At 68.6% G+C, this 19,721-nt stretch carries 20 protein-coding genes; 5 read left to right on the forward strand and 15 right to left on the reverse strand.

Features of this window, described 5'->3' with window-relative positions:
• Positions 1–486 (forward strand): DUF7144 family membrane protein, encoded by a 486-nt coding sequence (locus ACZ3HV_RS20360; protein WP_465686501.1) that lies wholly within the window; start codon positions 1–3, stop codon positions 484–486.
• Here ACZ3HV_RS20360 and ACZ3HV_RS20365 read toward each other — a convergent pair.
• The gene (locus ACZ3HV_RS20365; protein ID WP_465686504.1) at positions 477–1,016 is read right to left on the reverse strand and encodes a potassium channel family protein; all 540 of its coding nucleotides are present in this window, start codon (positions 1,014–1,016) and stop codon (positions 477–479) included. The two genes, ACZ3HV_RS20360 and ACZ3HV_RS20365, sit on opposite strands and share 10 nt — an antisense overlap.
• Positions 1,017–1,167: 151 nt before the next feature.
• Between ACZ3HV_RS20365 and ACZ3HV_RS20370 the strand changes: the two genes are divergently transcribed.
• Positions 1,168–2,637: a DUF2252 domain-containing protein gene (locus ACZ3HV_RS20370; protein ID WP_465686506.1), complete on the forward strand. Its 1,470-nt coding sequence runs from the start codon at positions 1,168–1,170 to the stop codon at positions 2,635–2,637.
• Here the strand turns inward: ACZ3HV_RS20370 and ACZ3HV_RS20375 are convergent.
• The 10 genes from ACZ3HV_RS20375 to ACZ3HV_RS20420 all read right to left on the reverse strand — a co-directional run bounded on the left by ACZ3HV_RS20375 (position 2,600) and on the right by ACZ3HV_RS20420 (position 13,063).
• Positions 2,600–3,934 carry a hypothetical protein gene (locus ACZ3HV_RS20375; protein ID WP_465686508.1) on the reverse strand — a complete coding sequence of 445 codons (1,335 nt, stop codon included), beginning with the start codon at positions 3,932–3,934 and terminating at the stop codon, positions 2,600–2,602. The two genes, ACZ3HV_RS20370 and ACZ3HV_RS20375, sit on opposite strands and share 38 nt — an antisense overlap.
• Before the next feature lie 54 nt (positions 3,935–3,988).
• A complete protein-coding gene (locus tag ACZ3HV_RS20380) occupies positions 3,989–4,861 on the reverse strand; it encodes a carbohydrate ABC transporter permease (RefSeq protein WP_465686510.1) in 873 nt (290 codons plus the stop codon).
• Positions 4,861–5,694 (reverse strand): carbohydrate ABC transporter permease, encoded by an 834-nt coding sequence (locus ACZ3HV_RS20385; protein WP_465686512.1) that lies wholly within the window; start codon positions 5,692–5,694, stop codon positions 4,861–4,863. Before ACZ3HV_RS20385 ends, ACZ3HV_RS20380 begins: the two co-directional genes overlap by 1 nt.
• 110 nt (positions 5,695–5,804) lie before the next feature.
• Positions 5,805–7,070, reverse strand: coding sequence for an extracellular solute-binding protein (locus tag ACZ3HV_RS20390; RefSeq protein ID WP_465686809.1), 1,266 nt, complete (start codon positions 7,068–7,070; stop codon positions 5,805–5,807).
• A gap of 90 nt (positions 7,071–7,160) precedes the next feature.
• Positions 7,161–9,176, reverse strand: coding sequence for a hypothetical protein (locus ACZ3HV_RS20395; protein WP_465686514.1), 2,016 nt, complete (start codon positions 9,174–9,176; stop codon positions 7,161–7,163).
• Between the two features lie 74 nt (positions 9,177–9,250).
• Positions 9,251–9,952, reverse strand: coding sequence for a hypothetical protein (locus ACZ3HV_RS20400; RefSeq protein ID WP_465686516.1), 702 nt, complete (start codon positions 9,950–9,952; stop codon positions 9,251–9,253).
• 8 nt (positions 9,953–9,960) lie between these two features.
• Positions 9,961–11,115, reverse strand: a complete 1,155-nt coding sequence (locus tag ACZ3HV_RS20405) for an L-histidine N(alpha)-methyltransferase (RefSeq protein ID WP_465686518.1) — start codon at positions 11,113–11,115, stop codon at positions 9,961–9,963.
• A gap of 97 nt (positions 11,116–11,212) precedes the next feature.
• Positions 11,213–11,413: a cold-shock protein gene (locus ACZ3HV_RS20410; protein ID WP_360363007.1), complete on the reverse strand. Its 201-nt coding sequence runs from the start codon at positions 11,411–11,413 to the stop codon at positions 11,213–11,215.
• Positions 11,414–11,543: 130 nt separating this feature from the next.
• Positions 11,544–11,735: a hypothetical protein gene (locus ACZ3HV_RS20415; protein WP_360363009.1), complete on the reverse strand. Its 192-nt coding sequence runs from the start codon at positions 11,733–11,735 to the stop codon at positions 11,544–11,546.
• Positions 11,732–13,063, reverse strand: a complete 1,332-nt coding sequence (locus ACZ3HV_RS20420; RefSeq protein ID WP_465686522.1) for a PspC domain-containing protein — start codon at positions 13,061–13,063, stop codon at positions 11,732–11,734. The genes ACZ3HV_RS20415 and ACZ3HV_RS20420 overlap by 4 nt, the downstream gene beginning before the upstream one ends.
• A 204-nt stretch (positions 13,064–13,267) precedes the next feature.
• Here ACZ3HV_RS20420 and ACZ3HV_RS20425 point away from each other — a divergent pair, with 204 nt between their 5' ends.
• On the forward strand, positions 13,268–14,863 hold the full coding sequence (locus tag ACZ3HV_RS20425) for an ATP-binding protein (RefSeq protein ID WP_465686524.1): 1,596 nt from the start codon (positions 13,268–13,270) through the stop codon (positions 14,861–14,863).
• Complete coding sequence (locus ACZ3HV_RS20430; RefSeq protein ID WP_465686526.1) at positions 14,860–15,501, forward strand: response regulator; 642 nt, start codon at positions 14,860–14,862, stop codon at positions 15,499–15,501. Before ACZ3HV_RS20425 ends, ACZ3HV_RS20430 begins: the two co-directional genes overlap by 4 nt.
• A 129-nt stretch (positions 15,502–15,630) precedes the next feature.
• Here ACZ3HV_RS20430 and ACZ3HV_RS20435 read toward each other — a convergent pair whose 3' ends face one another.
• The gene (locus ACZ3HV_RS20435; RefSeq protein WP_465686528.1) at positions 15,631–16,419 is read right to left on the reverse strand and encodes an IclR family transcriptional regulator; all 789 of its coding nucleotides are present in this window, start codon (positions 16,417–16,419) and stop codon (positions 15,631–15,633) included.
• A gap of 74 nt (positions 16,420–16,493) precedes the next feature.
• A complete protein-coding gene (gene rpsR / locus ACZ3HV_RS20440) occupies positions 16,494–16,736 on the reverse strand; it encodes a 30S ribosomal protein S18 (RefSeq protein ID WP_465686530.1) in 243 nt (80 codons plus the stop codon).
• Positions 16,737–16,875: 139 nt separating this feature from the next.
• Here rpsR and ACZ3HV_RS20445 point away from each other — a divergent pair, with 139 nt between their 5' ends.
• The gene (locus tag ACZ3HV_RS20445) at positions 16,876–18,198 is read left to right on the forward strand and encodes a C1 family peptidase (protein ID WP_360363019.1); all 1,323 of its coding nucleotides are present in this window, start codon (positions 16,876–16,878) and stop codon (positions 18,196–18,198) included.
• Here ACZ3HV_RS20445 and ACZ3HV_RS20450 read toward each other — a convergent pair.
• Positions 18,195–18,929: an alpha/beta fold hydrolase gene (locus ACZ3HV_RS20450; protein ID WP_465686532.1), complete on the reverse strand. Its 735-nt coding sequence runs from the start codon at positions 18,927–18,929 to the stop codon at positions 18,195–18,197. The genes ACZ3HV_RS20445 and ACZ3HV_RS20450 overlap by 4 nt on opposite strands.
• A 41-nt stretch (positions 18,930–18,970) precedes the next feature.
• Complete coding sequence (locus tag ACZ3HV_RS20455; RefSeq protein ID WP_360363023.1) at positions 18,971–19,699, reverse strand: PIG-L deacetylase family protein; 729 nt, start codon at positions 19,697–19,699, stop codon at positions 18,971–18,973.
• Positions 19,700–19,721 lie beyond the last annotated feature (22 nt).

Here is a 19,721-nt window from a genome sequence, read left to right on the forward strand (position 1 = left end):
ATGGCGGAGCCAGAGGTCACCACGTCCAGGGGCAGGCACGTGCAATCGTCGGGATCCGGCGAGGTCCAGGTGCCCGAGTGGCCGAGCAAATGGGTCGGCTGGATCCTGTTCGCGGGCGTGATGATGATCGTCGAGGGGATGTTCCACGCCTTCCAGGGTTTCGTGGCCTTGTTCGAGGACGACTTCTACCTGGTCGGCCGGCGCGGGCTCACCATTCACCTCGACTACACGGGCTGGGGCTGGATCCATCTGGCGCTGGGCGTGATCGTGATCGCGGCCGGGATCGGACTGCTCAACGGCCGGCTGTGGGGACGGATCGCCGGCGTGATCCTCGCCGTGGTCAGCATCCTGGTGAACGTCGCCTTCCTCGCGGCGTACCCGATCTGGTCGACGATCATGATCGCGGTCGACATCCTGGTGATCTGGGCGCTGACCGTGCACGGCGACGAGATGCTCGTGATGCGGGAGGAATCCGGTCAATCGTGACGGTGGCTGAGGCCCGCCTGCACGGCGGTCAGCAGCGCTTTGGCGCCGATACCGACGATCAGCAGGTCGCCGAACATCTGCACCATGGTGACCACGCGGGCCGCCTCGGAGACCGGGGTGATGTCGCCGAACCCGACCGTCGAGAAGACCGTCACGGTGAAGTACATCGAGTCGGTGCGGGTCAACGGTTCGGAGAAGCTCCCCCGGTGGGTCTGTTCGATGACGTAGTAGGTCGCGGCGAAGACGACCAGGAACAGGGGTACGGACGTGGCCAGCGCGCCGATCGCCCGGATCCGCGGGTACGGCGACCTGGCGATGTCACGGAGCTGCCAGAAGAGCACGAGGGTCACCACGACGAGCCCGACCAGCAGATAAACGGTCACGGCATCGTCGGCGAGGTTCATCGGGAGGACGTAGTAGCCGACGACGATGACCGCCGAAACCAGCAGGGAGCGCAGCAGCGACGTCCGCGCGAGCCGGTGTCGCTCGCCCTTGGAAAGGCGTCGGTAGGAGGCCTCGGCATCTTTCACCCCGCTCAGTAGAGCGCACCGGCGACGGTCCGGCATCCTCTCCGCTGGAGGAGATCGCGGCGGCTTCATCCGCCGTGGGTGATGCTCGCCCGCGGGCTCGGTTGTTGGCTGGACGGATATGCACGAGCACGACCGGAGGGGGCGCGACGGTATGGATGCACGTGGCACGACGGCGGTGCAGACGCCCACAAGCACGATCGGCCACCTGACGGTGCCGGCCGGCCGGCTGACCCCGGGGCAGCGGGCTCGCCGCGGACTCGCGGCACGCACGGTGCTGCCGCCGCGCGCCCAGGCGGAGCTGGTGCTGTCGCCGAAGCGGCCGGATCCGGTCGACGCGATGGAGGACCAGGCGCGGGACCGCGTTCCCGAGCTGGTGCCGGTGCGCCATGGCCGGATGCTGGAGTCCCCGTTCGCCTTCTTCCGGGGCAACGCCGCGGGGATGGCGGCCGACCTCGGCGCGGGGCCTGTGTCGGGTCTGGGCGCCCAGCTGTGCGGTGACGCCCACCTGTCGAACTTCGGCCTGTTCGGATCCCCCGAGCGCCGGCTGCTGTTCGACGTCAACGACTTCGACGAGTCCGCCCCCGGTCCGTTCGAGTGGGACGTCAAACGGCTGGCCGCCAGTCTCGCGGTCGCCGGCCGCGGCAACGGCTTCTCCGGCAAGGAACGGCGCAAGGTCGTTCGGGAGGCCGTCCGGCGGTACCGCGACGCCACCGCCGACTTCGCCACCATGCGGGCGCTCGACGTCTGGTACGCGCGAGCGGACATCGACGAGCTCGAGCAGGCGCTGCGCGACAAGCTGAGCTCGAAGCGGCGCAAGAACGTCGACCAGGCGTTGTCCAAGGCACGCAGCAGCGACAGCCTGAAAGCCTTCGCCAAGCTGACCGAGCTCACCGACGACGGGGTGCGGATCAAATCGGATCCGCCGTTGATCGTTTCGATGGCCGACCTGCTGCCCGACGCCAGCCGGGCGGAGCTCGAAGACCAGATCAGCAACCTGCTGCTGCGCTACCGCCGCACGCTGCCCAGTGAACGCCGGGCCCTCTTCGACGAGTTCGAGTTCGTCGACCTGGCCCGCAAGGTCGTGGGTGTGGGCAGCGTCGGTACGCGCTGCTGGATCGTGCTGCTGCGCGGCCGCGACGACGGCGATCCGTTGTTCCTGCAGGTGAAGGAGGCGGGTCCGTCGGTCCTGCGAGCGCACGTTCCGTCCGCCTTCCGGCAGCGCGGGCCGCGGAACGAGGGCGAGCGGGTCGTGCACGGCCAGCGGCTGATGCAGGCGGCCAGCGACATCTTCCTCGGCTGGCAGCGGGTCGAGGGCATCGACGGCCGGGAGCGCGACTTCTACGTGCGCCAGTTGCGCGACATGAAGGGGTCCGCCGAGGTCGAGCGGATGGATCCGAACGGGATGACGATGTACGGCGCGCTCTGTGGCTGGACCCTGGCCCGGGCGCACGCCCGCTCCGGCGACCGGATCGCCCTCGCGACCTACCTGAACAGCGACGACGCCTTCCCGGACGCGATGGCCGACTTCGGCGAGGCGTACGCCGACGTGAACGAGCGTGACTACACAGCGTTCGTCGACGCCGTCAAGAGCGGGCGCCTTCCAGCGGAGACCGGTCTGTAGGAGGCCGGCCGAGGAACTCGATCACGGCCACCGCGAACAGCACCACCAAGGCGATGACCACGACGACGGTGACGGTCGGCCGCGACCACAAAGTGAGTACGAGCGCGCCACCGACGACGCTGGCGATCAGGAGCAAACGCTTGTGCGCGTACGTCCAGCTTCCGACGCGTCCCGTGTTCAGACCGGCCGACTCGGCCGATCCACGCAGTGAGCCGATCCCCTTCTTGAACCCGGTCCGAGCGCGGACGGCGGAGACCGACGGGCCGCTGAAGAACGCCGCGATCGCGACGATGAGTGCGAGTGCCCCGACCGCGCGGATGCCGTACCGCAGGTATCGCACGATCGTGTCGAAGATGACTCCACCGGCGTCGCGGGACAGCACTTCGGGCGGCAGGGCGTTCAGGTAGAGCGCGCGCCCGACGGCCAGGCCGACTCCCAGCGCCAGCATGCCGGCCACGACGCCCAGCGCGCCGAGGAGGAGCGCTCGGCGGTGGTCCCGGGCGACGTACACCCCGGCGACGAACAGGATCAGGGCGATGATCGGCAGCCAGACACCGAGGGTGTTGAGCAGCCGGTAGAGGCCCTGGGCCTTCGTGACGCTGTCGGACTGCGCCAGTACGATCGATTTGTCGATCGTCGGAATGCGGTCGGCCAGGCCGAAGCCGCGGGCGACCAGCCGCTCCTTCACCTGCGCGATGATCGGCGCCAGGTTGAGCGTGACTGTGTCGTTCTGGGCGCTGAGGGCGCCACCCTGGTTGCCTTCGAGCATGTTGACCAGGGCCGTGTGCGCGGTCCGGTTCGCGGTCTGCCAGACGTTGGCGAACTCGGGGCTCGCGACGAAGTTGTTGACCTGGTCCCGGATGAACCCCTGCACACCGTTGGCGAGCGGCCCGCTGAGTGCCTGCAGGTTGCTCGCCACCCGCGGGGGCAGACCCTGCTGGGCGATCGCGTTGAGGGCCTCCGTGGTGATGCCCTGGATGTCGATGGCGTTGAAGATCTCGTTGGTCACCGCGTTGGCGACCGTGGCCTGCACGGCGGGGTCGCTCGCCAGCGGTGCGACGGTTTCGATGTACCGGTCGGTGTCGGAGATCTGCCGGCTGGCCCAGACGGCGGTGGCCGACAGTGGCGCGAGTACGCAGGCGAGCGTGATCAGCACCGCTGCCGAGATCGCCCGCCAGCGGTGGGCGCGCGTAGATCGTTCCGGGGCCCCTGGCACCTCGTGTTTCGCGGCGTCGAGCTCCACCTCGAGCTCCGCCACGCGCCGGCGCAGCTGTGCCAGCTCCTCGCTGTCACTCATGACCCCACAGTGGTGGCCGGGGGCCTGGACGTCCTCACCTGCAACGGATGATCTTCAGGCTTTCAGCCCCGACATCGCGATGCTGTCGGTCAGGTAGCGCTGTAACAGACCGAACACGAGCAGGCTCGGTACGACGGTGATGGTCGCGCCGGCCATGATCTCGTTGATCGGCACCGCCTGGGTCTGCAGCGTGGCCAGGCCGACGGTCAGGGTCTGCATCGTGCCGGACTGGCCGATCACGAGCGGCCACAGAAAGTCGTTCCAGTGCCACAGGAACACGAAGATCCCGAGCGTCGCGAGCACCGGGCGGATCAGCGGCAGCACGATCATCGTGAAGATCCGCCACTCCGGGGCACCGTCGATCTCGGCCGCCTCGAACAGTTCGTCCGGGAGCTGGCTGATGAACTGGCGCATCAGGAACACGGCCTGCGAGTTCGCCAGCGTGGGCACGATCAGGCCCCAGTAGCTGTCCACCCAGTCCAGCTGCGAGACCAGGATGTACGACGGGATCAGGGTCGCCTGGAACGGGACCATCAGCGTGGCCAGGAACGCCCAGAAGATGATCTCCCGGCCGGGGAACTTCTTCTTCGCGAACGCGTAGCCGGCCATCGAGGCGAACAGCAGCACGCACACGACCGACACCAGCGAGTACAGCAGCGAGTTGACCGTCCAGCGCGGGATGTCCGAGCTCGACAGCACCCTCGAGAAGTTCTCGAAGGTGAAGTGGGCCGGGTTCAGCGCGCCCGGGAAGGTCTGGCCGCTCGGCGGTGCGAACGCGACCAGGACCATCGCCGCGAACGGCACGATCGTGACGATCGCGGTCAGCGTCAGCAGGGTCGGCAGCGTCAGCCGGGCAGCCGGCCGCTGTCCGGCCGCCGAGGTCTCCTTCTGCTCCCGCACGGGTGGGCGGTCGAGCACGTTCACCATCAGTCGTCCCTCCCGACCAGCCGTCGCTGCACGAGCGAGACGATCAGCACGATCAGGAACAGCACCAGACCGATCGCGCTGGCATAGCCGAAGTCGAAGTACTTGAAGCCGCTGTCGTAGAGGAAGTACACGAGCGAGTAGCTGGAGCGGACCGGGCCGCCGCCGGTCATCACGTACATCGCGTCGAAGACCTGGAAGGCGCCGATGGTCTCGATGACCAGCACGAAGAACAGCACCGGGCGCAGTTGCGGCAGGGTGACGTAGCGGAACCGCTGCCAGGTACTGGCGCCGTCGATCATCGCGGCCTCCAGGTACGACTTCGGCACCGCCTGCAGGCCCGCGAGCAGGATCAGCATCGAGTAGCCGAAGCCCTTCCAGGCCGAGGTGACCGCGATCGACGGCAGCACCGACCCGGACTGGCCGAGGAAGTCGACCGGGCCGACGCTCACCAGCGCGAGGACGGCGTTCAGCAGACCGTCCTGCGCGTCGTAGATCCATTTCCAGAGCACCGCGGCCAGCACGATGCTGGTCACGTAGGGCAGGAAGAAGACGCCGCGGAAGAAGCCGCGCTTCCAGACCACCTGATGCAGCAGCACGGCGGTGCCGAGCGAGAGCAGCACCGTCAGCGGCACGAAGATCACCGTGTAGGTGATCGTCACCACCAGCGCCTCGTGGAACACCTTGTCCGAGAACAACCGCGTGTAGTTGTCAAAGGCAATGAAATCCCACGTGCCGCTGATCCGGTAGTCGGTCAGCGACAGGAACAGGGCGCCGATCGCCGGCAGGAAGCGGAACAGCAGGAACAGCAGGAACATCGGGGCGACGAACAGCAACCCGATCCAGGGCCTGCGCCGAGGCCCACCCCCTGAGCGCGACGACCGGCCGGCCGCGGGTCCCGCCCGACCCGCGACCCCGTCGGCCGATGCCGTCGGCACACTATCCGTCAACGTTGCCTCGCGAGCAGGTCGTTGGCCTGCTTGGCGGCGTCGTCCAGCGCTTGTTGCGGCTGCTTCTTGCCGGTCAGCACGGCCTGGATCTCGGTGCTCAGCATCGACATCACCTGCCGCGCGGACGGGTTCGCCTCACCGGGGACGGCGTACTGCAGGGCGTCCTTGAACTTCGCGGCGTTGGGGTCGGTCGACTCGTACTTCGCGTCCTTGCGCGGCGAGTAGTAGCCGGACGCCTTGCTGAGCGCGTCCAACTGGGCCGGCTGGACCATGAACGACAAGAACTTCTTCGCCCCGTCGGGGTTGCCCGTCGCGGCGTTCATCACGAGACCACCCGGGATCCCGTACCCGACCTGCTTCTTGTCGGTCAGCGGCGCGCCGACCTCGACGTTCGCCGCACCCCAGGTCTTCCCGACCGTGGCAGCGTCGGCCGGGACGCTGGTGAACGCCATCGCCACCTGCCCCTTGCCGAGCGCCGAGTCGGTGATCGTCTGCACGCTGGTGAGTGCGGTCTTCGAGATCGCGCCCTCGTCCCACAGGCCCTTCAGGAAGATCAGTGCCTCCAGACCCGGGGCCTGGTTGAACGCCACGGTCTTGCCGTCGTCGGCGAACACCTTGCCGCCGGCCTGCCAGAGCAGCGGGTAGAAGCTGAGGTTCAGCGTCGCCTCCGGCGAGGCCGAGTAGTCCAGCGTGGAGAACCCGGCGGCTTTGATCTTCGGAGCGGCCGCCTTGATCTCGTCCCAGGTCTCCGGCGGCGTGCTGATCCCGGCCTTGGTCAGGATCGTCTTGTTGTACATCGTCGTCGTGACGGTGTGGTAAATCGGTGCGCCGTACACCTTGCCGTCGACGGTCAGGCCCGGGATCGCGGCCGGCAGGAAGCTGTCCTTGTCCGGCTCGACCACGTCGTCGATCGGCTCCAGCGAGCCGCTCTTGACGTACTGCGGGATCTGGTCGGGGATCATCAGCAGCACGTCCGGGCCCTTCTTGCCCGAGAACGCGGCGGCGAGCTTCTCCTCGCGGTTCGCCCACGGCTGCATCTCGACCTTCAGGTCGATGCCGGAGTTGGCCGCCTCGAAGTCGGTCTCGACCTTCTTCCAGTAGGCGTCGCTGATCGCCTGGTCGGCGATGACCGGGTACATCCAGAGCGTGACGCTCTTCTTCTCCGACGAGGAGCCCGAGTCGTCGTTGCCGCAGGAACTGAGCGCGGCGGCGAGCACGAGCGCCATGAGTGGTGCCGCGATGCGGCGAACGGTCGAAATCATCACACCCCCAGGGTGTCCGGAAAGTCAGGGCCGGAAATAGGAGACCGAATAACGGTCAGGACCGAAAGTAGCCGGGTCGAATTTCGGCTGTCAACGGCTGATATCAACTCGGAACAGGGTGGAGCCACTGGTGAGCAGCAGCTGGTGATCTCCCCGGACGCCGAGCCGCCGGTGCGGGTGCTCGACGAACAGCGTCGGGATCGCCTTCTTTCCGGGCGCGATCCGGTAGATCTTGTTCAGGTCGATGCTCACGTAGACCGCCTCCGGGGTCGCCACGATGTCGCCGCTGGACGTCGTGCTCCCGAGCGTGAAGGACTTGAGCACCTTGCCGCCCTGCGGGTCGACGGCGAACACGGTCTTGCCGGCCACGCCCCAGAGCAGCCCGTCCGGTCCGATCGTCACGGACGATACCGTGGCCGCGCCGGGCACGGGGACGGTTTCCCACAGCTTGCGGGCCTTGGCCACGTCCCAGGCGAACACGGTGCCCGCGTCCCGGGTCGGTGGTGTGGTCGCGAGTCCGCCGGCGATCGACGTACCGCCGTAGACGATGCCGTGACTTGCGGTCAGGCCGAAGACGCTCTCGTCCTGGACCACATTGCGGTACTTCTGCGCCGTGGTGGTCTTCGGGTCGTAGATGACCAGCGCGCCGCCGAGCCGGTCGCCGTCGGGGACGGTGCCGACGGCAATCTTCCCGTTCACCTCGACCAGGGCACGCGCGCGGGTCTGCAACAGGTCAGGCTTGAGGTTCAGCAGTTGCTTGGGGTTGTCAGGCGTACCGGGCGGTCCGGGGGAGTACTCCGGACTGCTCCAGGGCTGGCTCTGGTCGTAGGCGTAGAGCCGGGCCTCGGGGTAGGCGCCGATCCACAGCTCGCCGTCGGACCCTTCCAGCAGGGCCTCGACCTGCGAGAACCGGTTGAAGGTGGCCGCGCCGGTGGACGGGTCGACCACGGACACGCCGCCGTTCAGGAAGCCACCGGCGTAGATCTTGTCCTTGCCACCGGCCACGGACAGGATCTCGATCGGCTCACGTCGTACCTGGGTCTGGAAGATCTCGGACTTGCCGGTCTGCGGGTTGTACCGGAACTCCTCGCCGCGCCAGAGCGTGCCGACCACGCTGGTGCCCGGGTAGTCGGGCAGGCCGAGGTCGGCGTACCCGATCGAGCGGGCGTTCTGGATCCGGCCGGTGAAGGTCAGCCCGGTCCCGGTCAGCGTCTTGGTGGCCGGGTCGTACTTCTTCAGCTCGCTCGCCTGGATCAGGTAGATCTCACCGTTCGCGCCGACCGGAGAGATGTCCAGGCCGTGGGCGTTCGGGATCTCGTCCACCCAGGTCCGGCTCGCGACGTCCCAGACGTAGAGCGGGCCGGGGAAGGCGGTGCTGATCCGGGCGTAGACGCGGCCGCCGCGGGCGTTCAGGTCGTAGACGACCTTGTCGGCCGGGTCGCCGAGTCCGGGCGGCGAGGGGAGCTCGGTGATCGCGCCCGTCGTGGCGTCGACCTCCATGATGTGCGCGTCGGGCAGCGAGCCGGTGTAGATCTTGCCGTCGGCGTAGTCGATGCTCTTGACGTACGTCTGGCCGGGTTTCACCGTGCCGTAGTCGCGGACGGCGCCGGTCTGGTCGTCGTACCGGAAGACCTTGCCGTTCGGGAACGTACCGCCGTACACGTTGCCTTGGTCATCGGTTGTGATGCGCCAGATGAAGCTCTCGGTCGCGATCGGCCGGCCGAGGTCCTCGACCGTGCCGCCCGGGCGTAGGCGGTAGAGGTGGCCGTTGTTGTACGTGCCGACATAGATCGTGCCGTCCGGCGTGGCGGCCACCGCGTAGCTGCCGTCGGCGCCGGGCAGCGCCGCGGAGAGCAGGCTGGCGCCGGTGGCCGGGTCGATGGCGTTCAGGTACGCCGGGCTACCCGTGGAGACGTTCCAGATCGCCGTCTTGCCGTTCGGGCCGGGAGCGACGGTGCCCCCGATCAGGAGTACGTCGGACAGCGGCGTACCGAGCGAGACGAGCGTGCCGGTCGGTGGACCGGGTTCGGCCTGCGCAGGTGTGGTCGGAGTGGTGACGAGTACGGCGGCGAGCGCCACCGCGATGAGCGAGCGGACTGATCGCATGCGATGCCTCCGGGGTGCCGTATTTACGGTCCTGTCCGAAAGTGAAGCTCTCACGGTGTGGCGAAGTCAACCACTCAGCCGGATTTGCCGCTACTGGCAGAGTTCGCCCGGTTTACGGCCTCGGCCGTTAAGTGCGTCAGGAGGTTGTCGAGCATCTCGCGGGTGGCGGCGAAGTAGCTGTTCTCCCGATGCAGTGCCCGGTGGAACGCGGCCAGCTCGGTCGGCGAGATCGTGTTCGAGAACGTGCTGATCTCGGTCAGGTCGAGCCGGCGGTTGAACAGGTGCACGGTGTCGCGCCACCGGTGCAGCAGGCCGACCAGCTCGGCATCGCGGCGCAGCCCGAGGGCGCCCGACACCAGAGCGAGGTCGACCGCGGACACCACCAGCCGCGGGTAGACCTGCCGGGTCGTCGGGGTGTTCGGCGAGAACCGGTCGTCGCTGAGCAGCCGGGTGTTCTCCCGCAGTTCGTCCGCGACCGCCCGGAGTACTTCCGTACGGCGTTCTGCCTCGGCAGTCAGCCGCTCGACGAAGATGCCGGTCAGCCCGGCGACCAGGGTGAGCGAGTTGACGGCCGGCTCCCACCGCGAGTTCTCCGGCCAGAAGAACCAGATGACGCCGAGTACGAACGCCAGCGCGAGCAGCCCGTAGCTGACCGCCGTGACCACTGTCCGCCGGTACGCCGCCCAGCGCGCGTCGACCAGGGGAAGCGCCAGCCGGAGCTGCCGTAACCGCGCAAGCACCCGTGACCGCGCGCGGCGCACCTCCGGATCAGGCACGCCATCACTCATGTGGACCAGATGTCGTCAGCCAGGCTCGAGGTGGTGAGGTCCCCGGCCGAGCCCGGCGCGAGGAGGAGCAGGTCGAGGCCGAAGGGACTCGGGCGGCGCGTGTACCGGAAACCGGAGTGTGCGTGCTCGATCGGCGTCAGGTCGCAGGCGGTGGTGAGCTTCTTCAGCCTCTCGGTGGAGAACTTCCGGGTGGTGTAGAGCAGGATCGTGTCCTCCGGCTCGAGCACCACCTCGGTGTGGTCCGGCAGCCCCATCACGATCGGCTCACCGGTGTTGTTCTGCCAGACGATCTTCACCCGCAGCGCGTCGTCGGTCTCGACCTCGCCGCGGAAGTCGATCCGGTCGTTGTCGATGGTCAGATCGGTGTTGTAGCGCAGGGCGCTGGTGACGAACTCGGCGAAGGCGCGGGTCTGGTGGTACTCGTCGGCGGCCGCCTTCGCCGCCTCCGGGTCCAGGCTGCTGGTGGTGGCGACCTCGAGCAGCAGCCGGTCCTGCGGCCGCAGCACCCGGGTGAGCGTGCTGAGCAGCTCCTCGTCGCTCTCGAAGTTGGCCAGCGTGTTGCCGGTCAGCGTGAACAGGATCGGGTCGTCGCCGACCAGCCGGGACAGCATCTGGGCGAGCTCGTCCATGTTGTCGGCCATCGAGAAGTCGAGCTGCACCGGCAGCACCTGCGACATCGGGAACCGGGCGCCGCGGACCGGCTCCAGAGTGCCCATCCGGAGCATCTCCGAGCTCATGTCGACCGGGATGTAGAACATGTCCCGGTTGTGCCGGCGCATGTCGCCGAGGATCGTGCGGTCCTTCACGCCGGTCCCGACGCCGAGGCTGACCAGGTGGAATCCGCCGTTGTCGACGTGCGGGCGGACCTTGCGCCAGTGCCGCAGGAATGACTCCGCGCCGGCCTTCATGACCAGGTAGAACGGGTCGTTGGTGGCGTTCGCCCAGGCGATCGTCGGGCCGATGCCCCAGTAGGAGAAGCCCGAGGTGATCTGCTTGCCGTCACCGGTCTTGGAGAACGGTCCGCGCAGGTCGCCGGTCAGCGTGGCGAGCTTGTCGGTCTGGTCCTCGCCGACCAGCAGCAGCGACCACGCGAAGTCGTCGTCGGACAGCGCCTGCTCGAGCTTGCGGATCACGGGTACCGGCTCTGTCACGTCTCCACCCCTCACACGGTGAGACGACAGGTTACCGGTTGTCGCGGATCGGTGCAGTCCGGAAACCCGGGTGCGGCGGCAACTGGTTGCGCCGCGCTCAGACCGGGGTGACGGTGTCGGCCTCGCGGCCCTTGGGGCCGTCGACGATCTGGAACTCGACCGGCTGGCCGTCCTCCAGGGTCTTGTAGCCGTCGGAGACGATCTTGCTCCAATGGACGAACACGTCGTCCTGGCCGTCGACGGCCAGGAAGCCGTAGCCCTTGTCGGCGTTGAACCACTTCACGGTGCCGCGCACCATCGGAACTCCTTGACCACGGGACCCGCTTGACCCGGACCCCTCGGGTACTCGCCCCCGGCCAAGAGCCGTCGAGCGGTCCACAAGCCTAGCCGAGCCCGCTTCTCACCCGAGCGACGATCCCACTGCAGAGTCAGCCGCGGTGCGAGGCGGCCAGGCCGATGACGCCGGCGGTGACGAGCAGGAGGGCGCCGGTGACGCCGAGGTCGTCGGTCTGCAGGATGCCGTTGTCGTTCAGCATCCAGATCGTCGCGGCGCCGGTCAGGATGGTGCCGGCGACGACGCCTGGCACATCCGCCTTGGTCCGCTTGTCGGGGTGCTTCATCGGCGCTCCACCTTGATACTGCCCAGCCTGAGGTCCAGGTCCAGGGTGACCTGCTCCGGGCCGGCCTTGCCGTCGGCGCCGAGGTCCTTCACGGTCAGCTCCGCATTATGGCCGCCCTTGTGCTCGTTCAGCCAGGCCACGTCGCCCATCTCGGTCGACAGTTGCCCGTCGACGTCGACGTTCTCCGGCAGCTTGACGACCACCTCGCCGACCCCGCCGTGCACCTCGACCTTGGCGCCCGGCGCGAACTTCGCCTTGGTCAGGTCCAGGATCACCGAGCCCGCGTCGAACTGGTAGCTCGTCCCGGTCGCGGTGATGGTCTGACCGACCGGCGCGACATAGTTGGTGTCGGCGAAGTTGCGGGGCCCGTTCGGGAACACGGTGCTCACCACCGCGCCGGCCGCGAGCAAGAGGCCCAGCGGCAGCAGCGCCAGCGTGCGGCCGACGAATCCACCGACCAGCATGCCCGCGCCGAGCGTGGCCAGGCCGATGATCAGCATGGTCGCCGTCGGCGCGCCCGCCAGCGCGGCGATCCCGATCGCGAGACCGGTCAGCAGTACGACGATCGACTTGATTCCGCGGACGCCCTTGGCGGGCGGTCCGGCCGGCTTCGTCCGGGCGGGCGGAGGCCCGGTCGGCGGCTCGTCGACGTACAGGCCGAGGGGGTCGTCCTCGGTCCACACAGCCTGGACCGGTTCGACGGTGCGGTCCTGGGGTCGCTGTGTGGCCGAGGACGCCGAACCCGTCGGGGGAGCTGACGGGCCGGTCTGAGGAGGCATGTACGCCGAAGTGGTGGGCTGCTGGTACGCGGCAGTCGTGTCCTGGGGCCGCGGTGGCTCACCGCCTTGCGGCTGGTTGTTCCACTGCGTCCCGGGGCCGTTCCAACTGACACCGCCGCGCCGGCCCTTGCGGTGCTTGGCGGCCAGCCAGATCACCGCGAGCACGATCAGCGGGCCGGGGACGAACCGGCCGATGTTGAACGACGACATCATCGCGATGGCCACGAACACGCAGACGCCGATCACGATCGGCCACAGCCACGGGTGGTCGGGCCGGACCCGGTCGCCGAGCAGACCCTGCGCCGCCGAGCGCTCACTGCCCTCGTCGGGCATCAGCACCCAGGCGGCGATGTAGAAGATGACCCCCGGACCGCTGATGATCAGGACTGCCATCACCACGCGGATCAGGACCGGGTCGATGTTCAGCGCGCGGCCGATTCCGCCGCAGACGCCGGCCACCCACCGGTCCGACCGGCTCCGCTGCCAGCTCTGCACGTTCTGCAGGCCGCCGCGGTCGAACCCACCGGGTCCACTCTGGTTCTGCTCCATGACATCGATAGTGGCGCGCCCGGCGCCCTGATCACATCGGGGATGCCCCCAGAGGACCCCGGAGTCACCCGGACGCCGGGCGCCGCCAGGCAGGCTTTCGGGGTTCTCCCGGAGGGGACCCTGAGCAGGGTCGACGGGTGCTGAGGAGACAGCCGGGGACAAGCCTGCTGGTGTCGGCCCCGTCCACATGTGACGATCGTTGTGATGAGCCAGCCAGCAGCCACGCCCTCGGGCGGGTCCTCCGCGAACGGAGCCCCTCCCGAGTCTCCGCCTGCGCAGGCTCAGTCTCCCGGCACGGACCAGTGGCAGTACAAGGGCTGGGGTCCGAAGGGGCCGAAGCAGTACCAAGGTCCGTACGCCGCCTACGCCGCCCGGCAGGCCGCCGCCGCGCAGGCCGCGGGAGCCGTGGCCGGGAACGGGTACGCCGGTGCGGGCGCGGCGTTCAGTGGACCGGCCGGGCCGGGCTACGGGCCAGGCTTCCCCGGGCAAGCGTCCGGCGGTCAGCCGGGTCAGCCGAGGCCGCCGATCGACGCACCACCTGTCCGCCGGGCGTATCGCCGTACCGAGGGACGGATCGTCGCCGGCGTCGCCGGGGGGATCGCGGATCACCTCGGTGTGTCGGACACGGTCGTCCGCTTGGTGCTGATCGCGGCCACTGTGTTCGGCGGGTTCGGCGTACTGATCTATGCGGCGTTGTGGTTCCTGATGCCGCTGGCGCCCCAGACCATGCCGGCCGCGCCAGGGCTGGCGGCGCACACGCGGAGCGGGATGCGCTCGGACGAGCCGCCACCGCCGGTGACCGAGGCCAAGGAGCGGAAGCGGGAGAAGAGCCGCGGTCAGGTGACGGCGCTGGTGGCCATCGGCGTCGGGCTGCTGCTCCTGCTGCAGGTCGCCGGGCTGGGGATCGCCGGGAAGATGTTCTGGCCGCTGGTGTTCGCCGGCACCGGTCTGGCGCTGATCTGGCGACAGGCTGACGAGAGTCAGAAGGCCGAGTGGACCAAGGGGATGCGCGTCCCGTTCCTCGGTGTCCTGCTCGGCAAGGGTGGCTGGAAGTCGCTGACCCGGATCGCCGTCGGCCTGGTCCTGATCGGGACCGCGGTCACCGTGTTCCTGGTGCAGAACGGCCGGCTCTCGATGGTCGGCGACGTACTGATCGCGCTGTTGCTCGCGGTGGTCGGGCTGGGTGTCATCGCCGGGCCGTGGGTGCACCGGCTGACTCGGGACCTGAACGCGGAGCGGGCCGAGCGGGTCCGGTCGCAGGAGCGCGCGGACATGGCCGCCCACCTGCACGACTCGGTCCTGCAGACGCTGGCGCTGATCCAGAAGCAGGCCGACGACCCGCGCGCCGTGGCCCGGCTTGCGCGGTCGCAGGAACGTGAACTGCGGTCCTGGTTGTACGACGAGGACGACATCACCGACCAGACACTCGCCGGTGCCGCCAAGCGGGCCGCGGCCGAGGTCGAGGACTCGCATGGCGTGCCGGTCGAGGTGGTGACGGTCGGGGACTGTGACCTGACCGAGGGGCTGGCGGCGATGGTCCGGGCCGCGCGCGAGTCGATGGTGAACGCGGCCAAGCACTCCGGTGCGGCGAAGATCGACGTGTTCGTCGAGGTGGACGGGGACCGGGCGGAGATGTTCGTCCGCGACCGCGGCAAGGGGTTCGACGTCGACGGCGTGCCGGACGACCGGCTCGGCCTGCGGCACAGTGTGATGGGCAGGATGGAACGGCACGGCGGCCGCGCGATGGTGCGGTCCGATCCGGAGACAGGGACCGAAGTGCGACTGGAGATGGACAGATGAGCAGCAGGCGCGTTGTCGTCATCGACGATCACGACATGTTCCGGGCCGGGGTACGCAGCGAGATCGGCGCCGCGGTCGACATCGTCGGGGAGGGATCCGACGTCGACACCGCGGTCAAGGCGATCGTGGGTACCGAGCCCGACGTCGTACTGCTGGACGTCCACCTGCCCGGTGGCGGCGGTATCGAGGTGATGAAGCAGGTCCACCAGCGGCACCCGGACGTCAAGTTCCTGGCGCTGTCGGTGTCGGACGCGGCCGAGGACGTGATCGGCGTGATCCGGGCCGGTGCTCGCGGCTACGTCACCAAGAACATCAGCGGCACCGAGCTGATCGACGCGATCAACCGGGTCGCGGACGGTGACGCGGTCTTCTCGCCACGGCTGGCCGGCTTCGTCCTGGACGCCTTCTCCGGCGCGATCGACATCGCGACGGTCGACGAGGACCTGGATCGCCTGTCCCAGCGAGAGCGTGAGGTGCTGCGGTTGATCGCGCGCGGCTATGCCTACAAGGAAGTCGCCCGCGAGCTGTTCATCTCGGTGAAGACGGTCGAGACCCACGTCTCCTCGGTGCTACGCAAGCTCCAGCTGTCGAACCGCCACGAACTCACCCGCTGGGCCACGGACCGCCGGCTCGTCTGACCCACCCAAGCCCTCTCCGCCCCGCATGCATCGTCACGCGTTCGAGGGGAGAACCTGGGCGTCGACAGGGGAGGGAAATGTCCCTCATAGGGGGTAAAACCCTCCCAGGTTGACCTGCCGGTCGCGGGCTCAGTCCGGTTGCCAGGACGTACGGCGGACCGACCTGGGGAGGCCGGTGGCACTGGGCGCACCGAGCACGCGTGAGATCCCGCGGGCGGCGGCCTTGATCAACGGGACCAGGGTCAGTGGATCGTGGCGCCCGTACGGGACGACCGTCGACACCGCGGCCACGACCCGGTCGTCGGCGCCGTACACCGGTGCCGCCACCGACAGGCTGATCTCCTCGATCGCGCGACTGCTGATCACATACCCGTCCCGCCGGATGTCCGCGAGCCGGCGCCGTAGCTGCTCGCCGTCGGCAACGGTATGACGGGTGAAGCGCTTGAGCGGTCCGGCGATCACGGTCTCCTGCAGTTCGCGGTCGGCGTGGGCCAGCAGCACCAGGCCCACGCCGGTCGCGTGCAAAGGCAACCGGCCGCCGACCCGGGTGAACACATGTACCGCACCGCGGCCGGAGATCCGCTCGAGGAACACGGCATCTGCCCCATCGAGTACGGCGAGCTGCGCATGCTGCCGGGTCGCCTCGAACACGTCCTCCAGGAACGGCATCGCGAGCTCGCGCAGTCCGAGGCCGCGCGGAGCCAGCGCGGCGAGCTCCCACAGCCACAGGCCGATCCGGTAGCGGCCGTCGGCGTCACGCTCGAGCGCGCCGCCCTGCAGCAGCTCGCGCACCAACCGATGAGTCGTGGTGAGCGGCAGTCCGGAGCGCCGGCTGATCTCCGAGAGAGTCTGCGACGGCGTGCGATGGCTGAAGGTGCGCAGCACCGCCAGCAGTCGCGAACTCACACTCGCCGTCATGCGCGCAGTATGGCGTTCGCTGAGCGGAAACCGTGTGCTTGCGGTGAGTGGAAGGTCAAACGCTCGTACGACGCTCAGCGGTTGGCCGACGTGTAGGGCAGGAGGGCCATCTCGCGGGCGTTCTTGATCGCCCGGGCGACCTGCTTCTGCTGCTGCACCGACAGCCCGGTGACCCGGCGGGAGCGGATCTTTCCGCGGTCGGAGATGAACTTGCGCAGCAGCGCGGTGTCCTTGTAGTCGATGTAGGTGATGCCGTCGCGGTCGAGCGGGTTCTGCTTCGGCTTGCGTTTGCTGGTCGGGGCCGGACGTCGAGGCATGGCCACCCCTCCTTTGTTGAATGTCGTTTTCATTTAGCATAACGCAAGGGCCTGCCGGTGGCGGGTTTTGGACAGGGCAGACATTCGCCACCCCGGCAGAGGCGGTACCGGCTTGGTCGCTGTTATACCGTCGACTGCTATGGAGCGGAATCTCACAGCCGAACAGCTCGCGCTCTTCGAGAAGGAGTTCGCGTCGAACCCGCAGTACCGGGTGATGCAGAACGCCGTCACGCAGACGCCGGTCAATACCATCGCCCTGGACCGACAGGTGGTCACCTCGATCGACCACTCGGTGTCGAACCTGCTGGACGACTGGAAGGTGACCAACCAGAAGAAGAGCGGCCGTTGCTGGCTGTTCGCCGGGTTGAACCTGCTGCGCGCCGGCGCGGCCGGGAAGCTCGGGGTCAAGGACTTCGAGTTCTCCCAGAACTACGTGTTGTTCTGGGACAAGTTCGAGCGGGCCAACTTCTTCCTCGAGGCGATCATCGACACCGCGGACCGCGACGCCGACGACCGGACGGTGGCGCACCTGCTGTCCGACCCGATCGGTGACGGTGGCCAGTGGAACATGTTCATCGCGGTCGTCCGCAAGCACGGCCTGGTGCCGAAGTCGGCGATGCCGGAGACCGAGAGCTCGTCCTCGACCGGGCAGATGAACGACATCCTTCGCAAGCTGCTCCGCCAAGGTGCGCGCGACCTGCGGGCGCTGGACGGCACGGAGGCGCGGCGCGACCGCAAGCAGGAGATCCTGACCACGGTGCACCGGGTGCTGAGCATCCACCTCGGCACGCCGCCGCAGAAGTTCCTGTGGCAGTGGAAGGACGGCGACAAGGCCTTCCACCGCGACGGCTGGACCACGCCGGCCGAGTTCGCGGCGACGTACGTGCAGCTGCCCGTCGACGAGTACGTCTGCCTCGTGCACGACCCGCGGGAGACCAGCCCGGTCGGCCGGACCTTCACCGTCGACTACCTGGGCAACGTCATCGACGCCCCGCCGGTGGTCTACCTGAACGTCGACATCGACCTGATGAAGCAGCTCACCCAGGACGCGGTCGTCGGTGGCGAGCCGGTCTGGTTCGGGTGTGACGTCGGCAAGCAGATGAACGCCGACCTCGGCTACTGGGACGCCAAGCTCTACGACTACGGCTCCGTCTACGACACCGAGTTCAGCCTGAACAAGGCCGACCGGCTGGTGCACCACGAGACGCTGATGACGCACGCGATGCTGTTCACCGGTGTGGACGTGCTCGACGGTCAGCCGCGGCGCTGGCGGGTGGAGAACAGCTGGGGCGACGAGAAGGCGGACAACGGCTTCTGGACCATGAACGACTCGTGGTTCGGCGAGCACGTCTTCGAGATCGCCGTCCGTCGGTCCGCCCTGCCCGCCGAGCTCCAGGCGCGGCTCGACGACGAGCCGATCGTCCTGCCGGCCTGGGACCCGATGGGCGCCCTCGCCGACTAGAGGATCAACCGCAACGCCTCGGACGGACGCTCGAGGGTCGGCAGGTGGCCGGCCCACGGGAGGTCGATCCGCTCGACGTTCGGCAGCCGCTCGGCCAGGTACGTCGCGGAGTCGGCGAAGAACTGGAAATCATGCGCGCCCGTGATCAATCGCACGGGCGCGCTGATCTTCTCCGGCTCGACGGCGTACTCCTCGTTGTCCACGTCGTCACCGGCGGCGATCTGCACCTCGTAGGCCCGCTTCTGCATGGCCCGGAGCAGCTCGCGTGCTTCATCGTCCGCGTCCGGCCCGATCCAGCTCCGCACCATCAGGTCGGTGGCCGCGTCGACGTCACCGGCCTCGAGGAACTGGTTCTCCTCGGCCCACACCGCCCGCAGGTCGTCCGTCGGTAGGACGTTGTCCGTCGGCGCGCAGATCAGCACCAGCCGGTTGAACCGCTCCGGCTGCCGGCTGGCCGCCTGCTGTACGACGTACCCGCCGAACGACGCACCGACCGCGGCCACGCTGTCCACGCCCAACTCGTCGAGCAGTTCCAGCAGATCGCCCGCGTCCGAGTACTTGGCGCCCGCCTCGAGGGGAGTCTCGCCGTACCCGCGCAGGTCAACCGTGATCACCCGGTGGTCCGCCTTCAGCTCCTCGACCTGCCGGCCCCACATCCGCGCATCCGCAACTCCCGCGTGCACGAGCAGCATCGCCGGTCCAGTCCCAACCACCGCATGAGAAATCGTCATGCCCGCACCCTGACTCGTCCGGCGGACAACCGCAAACCCGTTTAGCGCAGGCGGATGACGGTGAATCCTTCGGCGTAGCGGTTGGCCGGGAAACCCGCGGCGGTCGCCCGGCGGCGGCTCAGGGACCGCATGTGGTCGGCGAGCGTCTCGGGATCGCGGTGCTGGCTGGGGTGCGACATCAGGGCGGCGATCTTCTGGTCCATGGTGTCGGTGATGTCGACGTAGTGGTTGAGGTCGGCGTGCTCCATCATCCAGAGCTCGCCGACGTCCCACGCCTCCTCGACGAGTTCGGTGAAGGAGTACGGGTTGCCGGCCGCGGGGTAGAAGGCGCGGACGGTCGCCTCCGCGGCAGCGAGGTGGTCGGGGTGCGAGACCTGGAGACGGGACCAGTCGCGGTCGGGGGACTGAGTCAGCAAGCGCTGCGGGCGGATCCGCCGGATCAGCTGAACGATGTCCCGGACCAGGTCCGGAGTCGGCTCGACCGCGCCGTCGGCGTACCCGAGGAAGTGCAGGTCGGTGACGCCGACGTGCCCGGCCGCCGCGGTCTGCTCGGCCCGGCGGACCGCGGGGATCTCGGCCCGGTCCCGGTCCGGCTCGAAGCCGCCCTCCTGACCGTCGGTGACGATGCAGTAGTGCACCTCGATCCCGGCCTTGGTCCACATCGCGACCGTGCCGGCGCCGCCGAAGTCGATGTCGTCCGGGTGCGCGACGACCGCCAGCACCCGCTCGATCTCACTGTCCGGTCGTGGATTCCCCTCAGGCACGCTCACCCGTCGACCCTAACTGGGTACT

This window comes from Kribbella sp. NPDC020701, assembly GCF_055562215.1.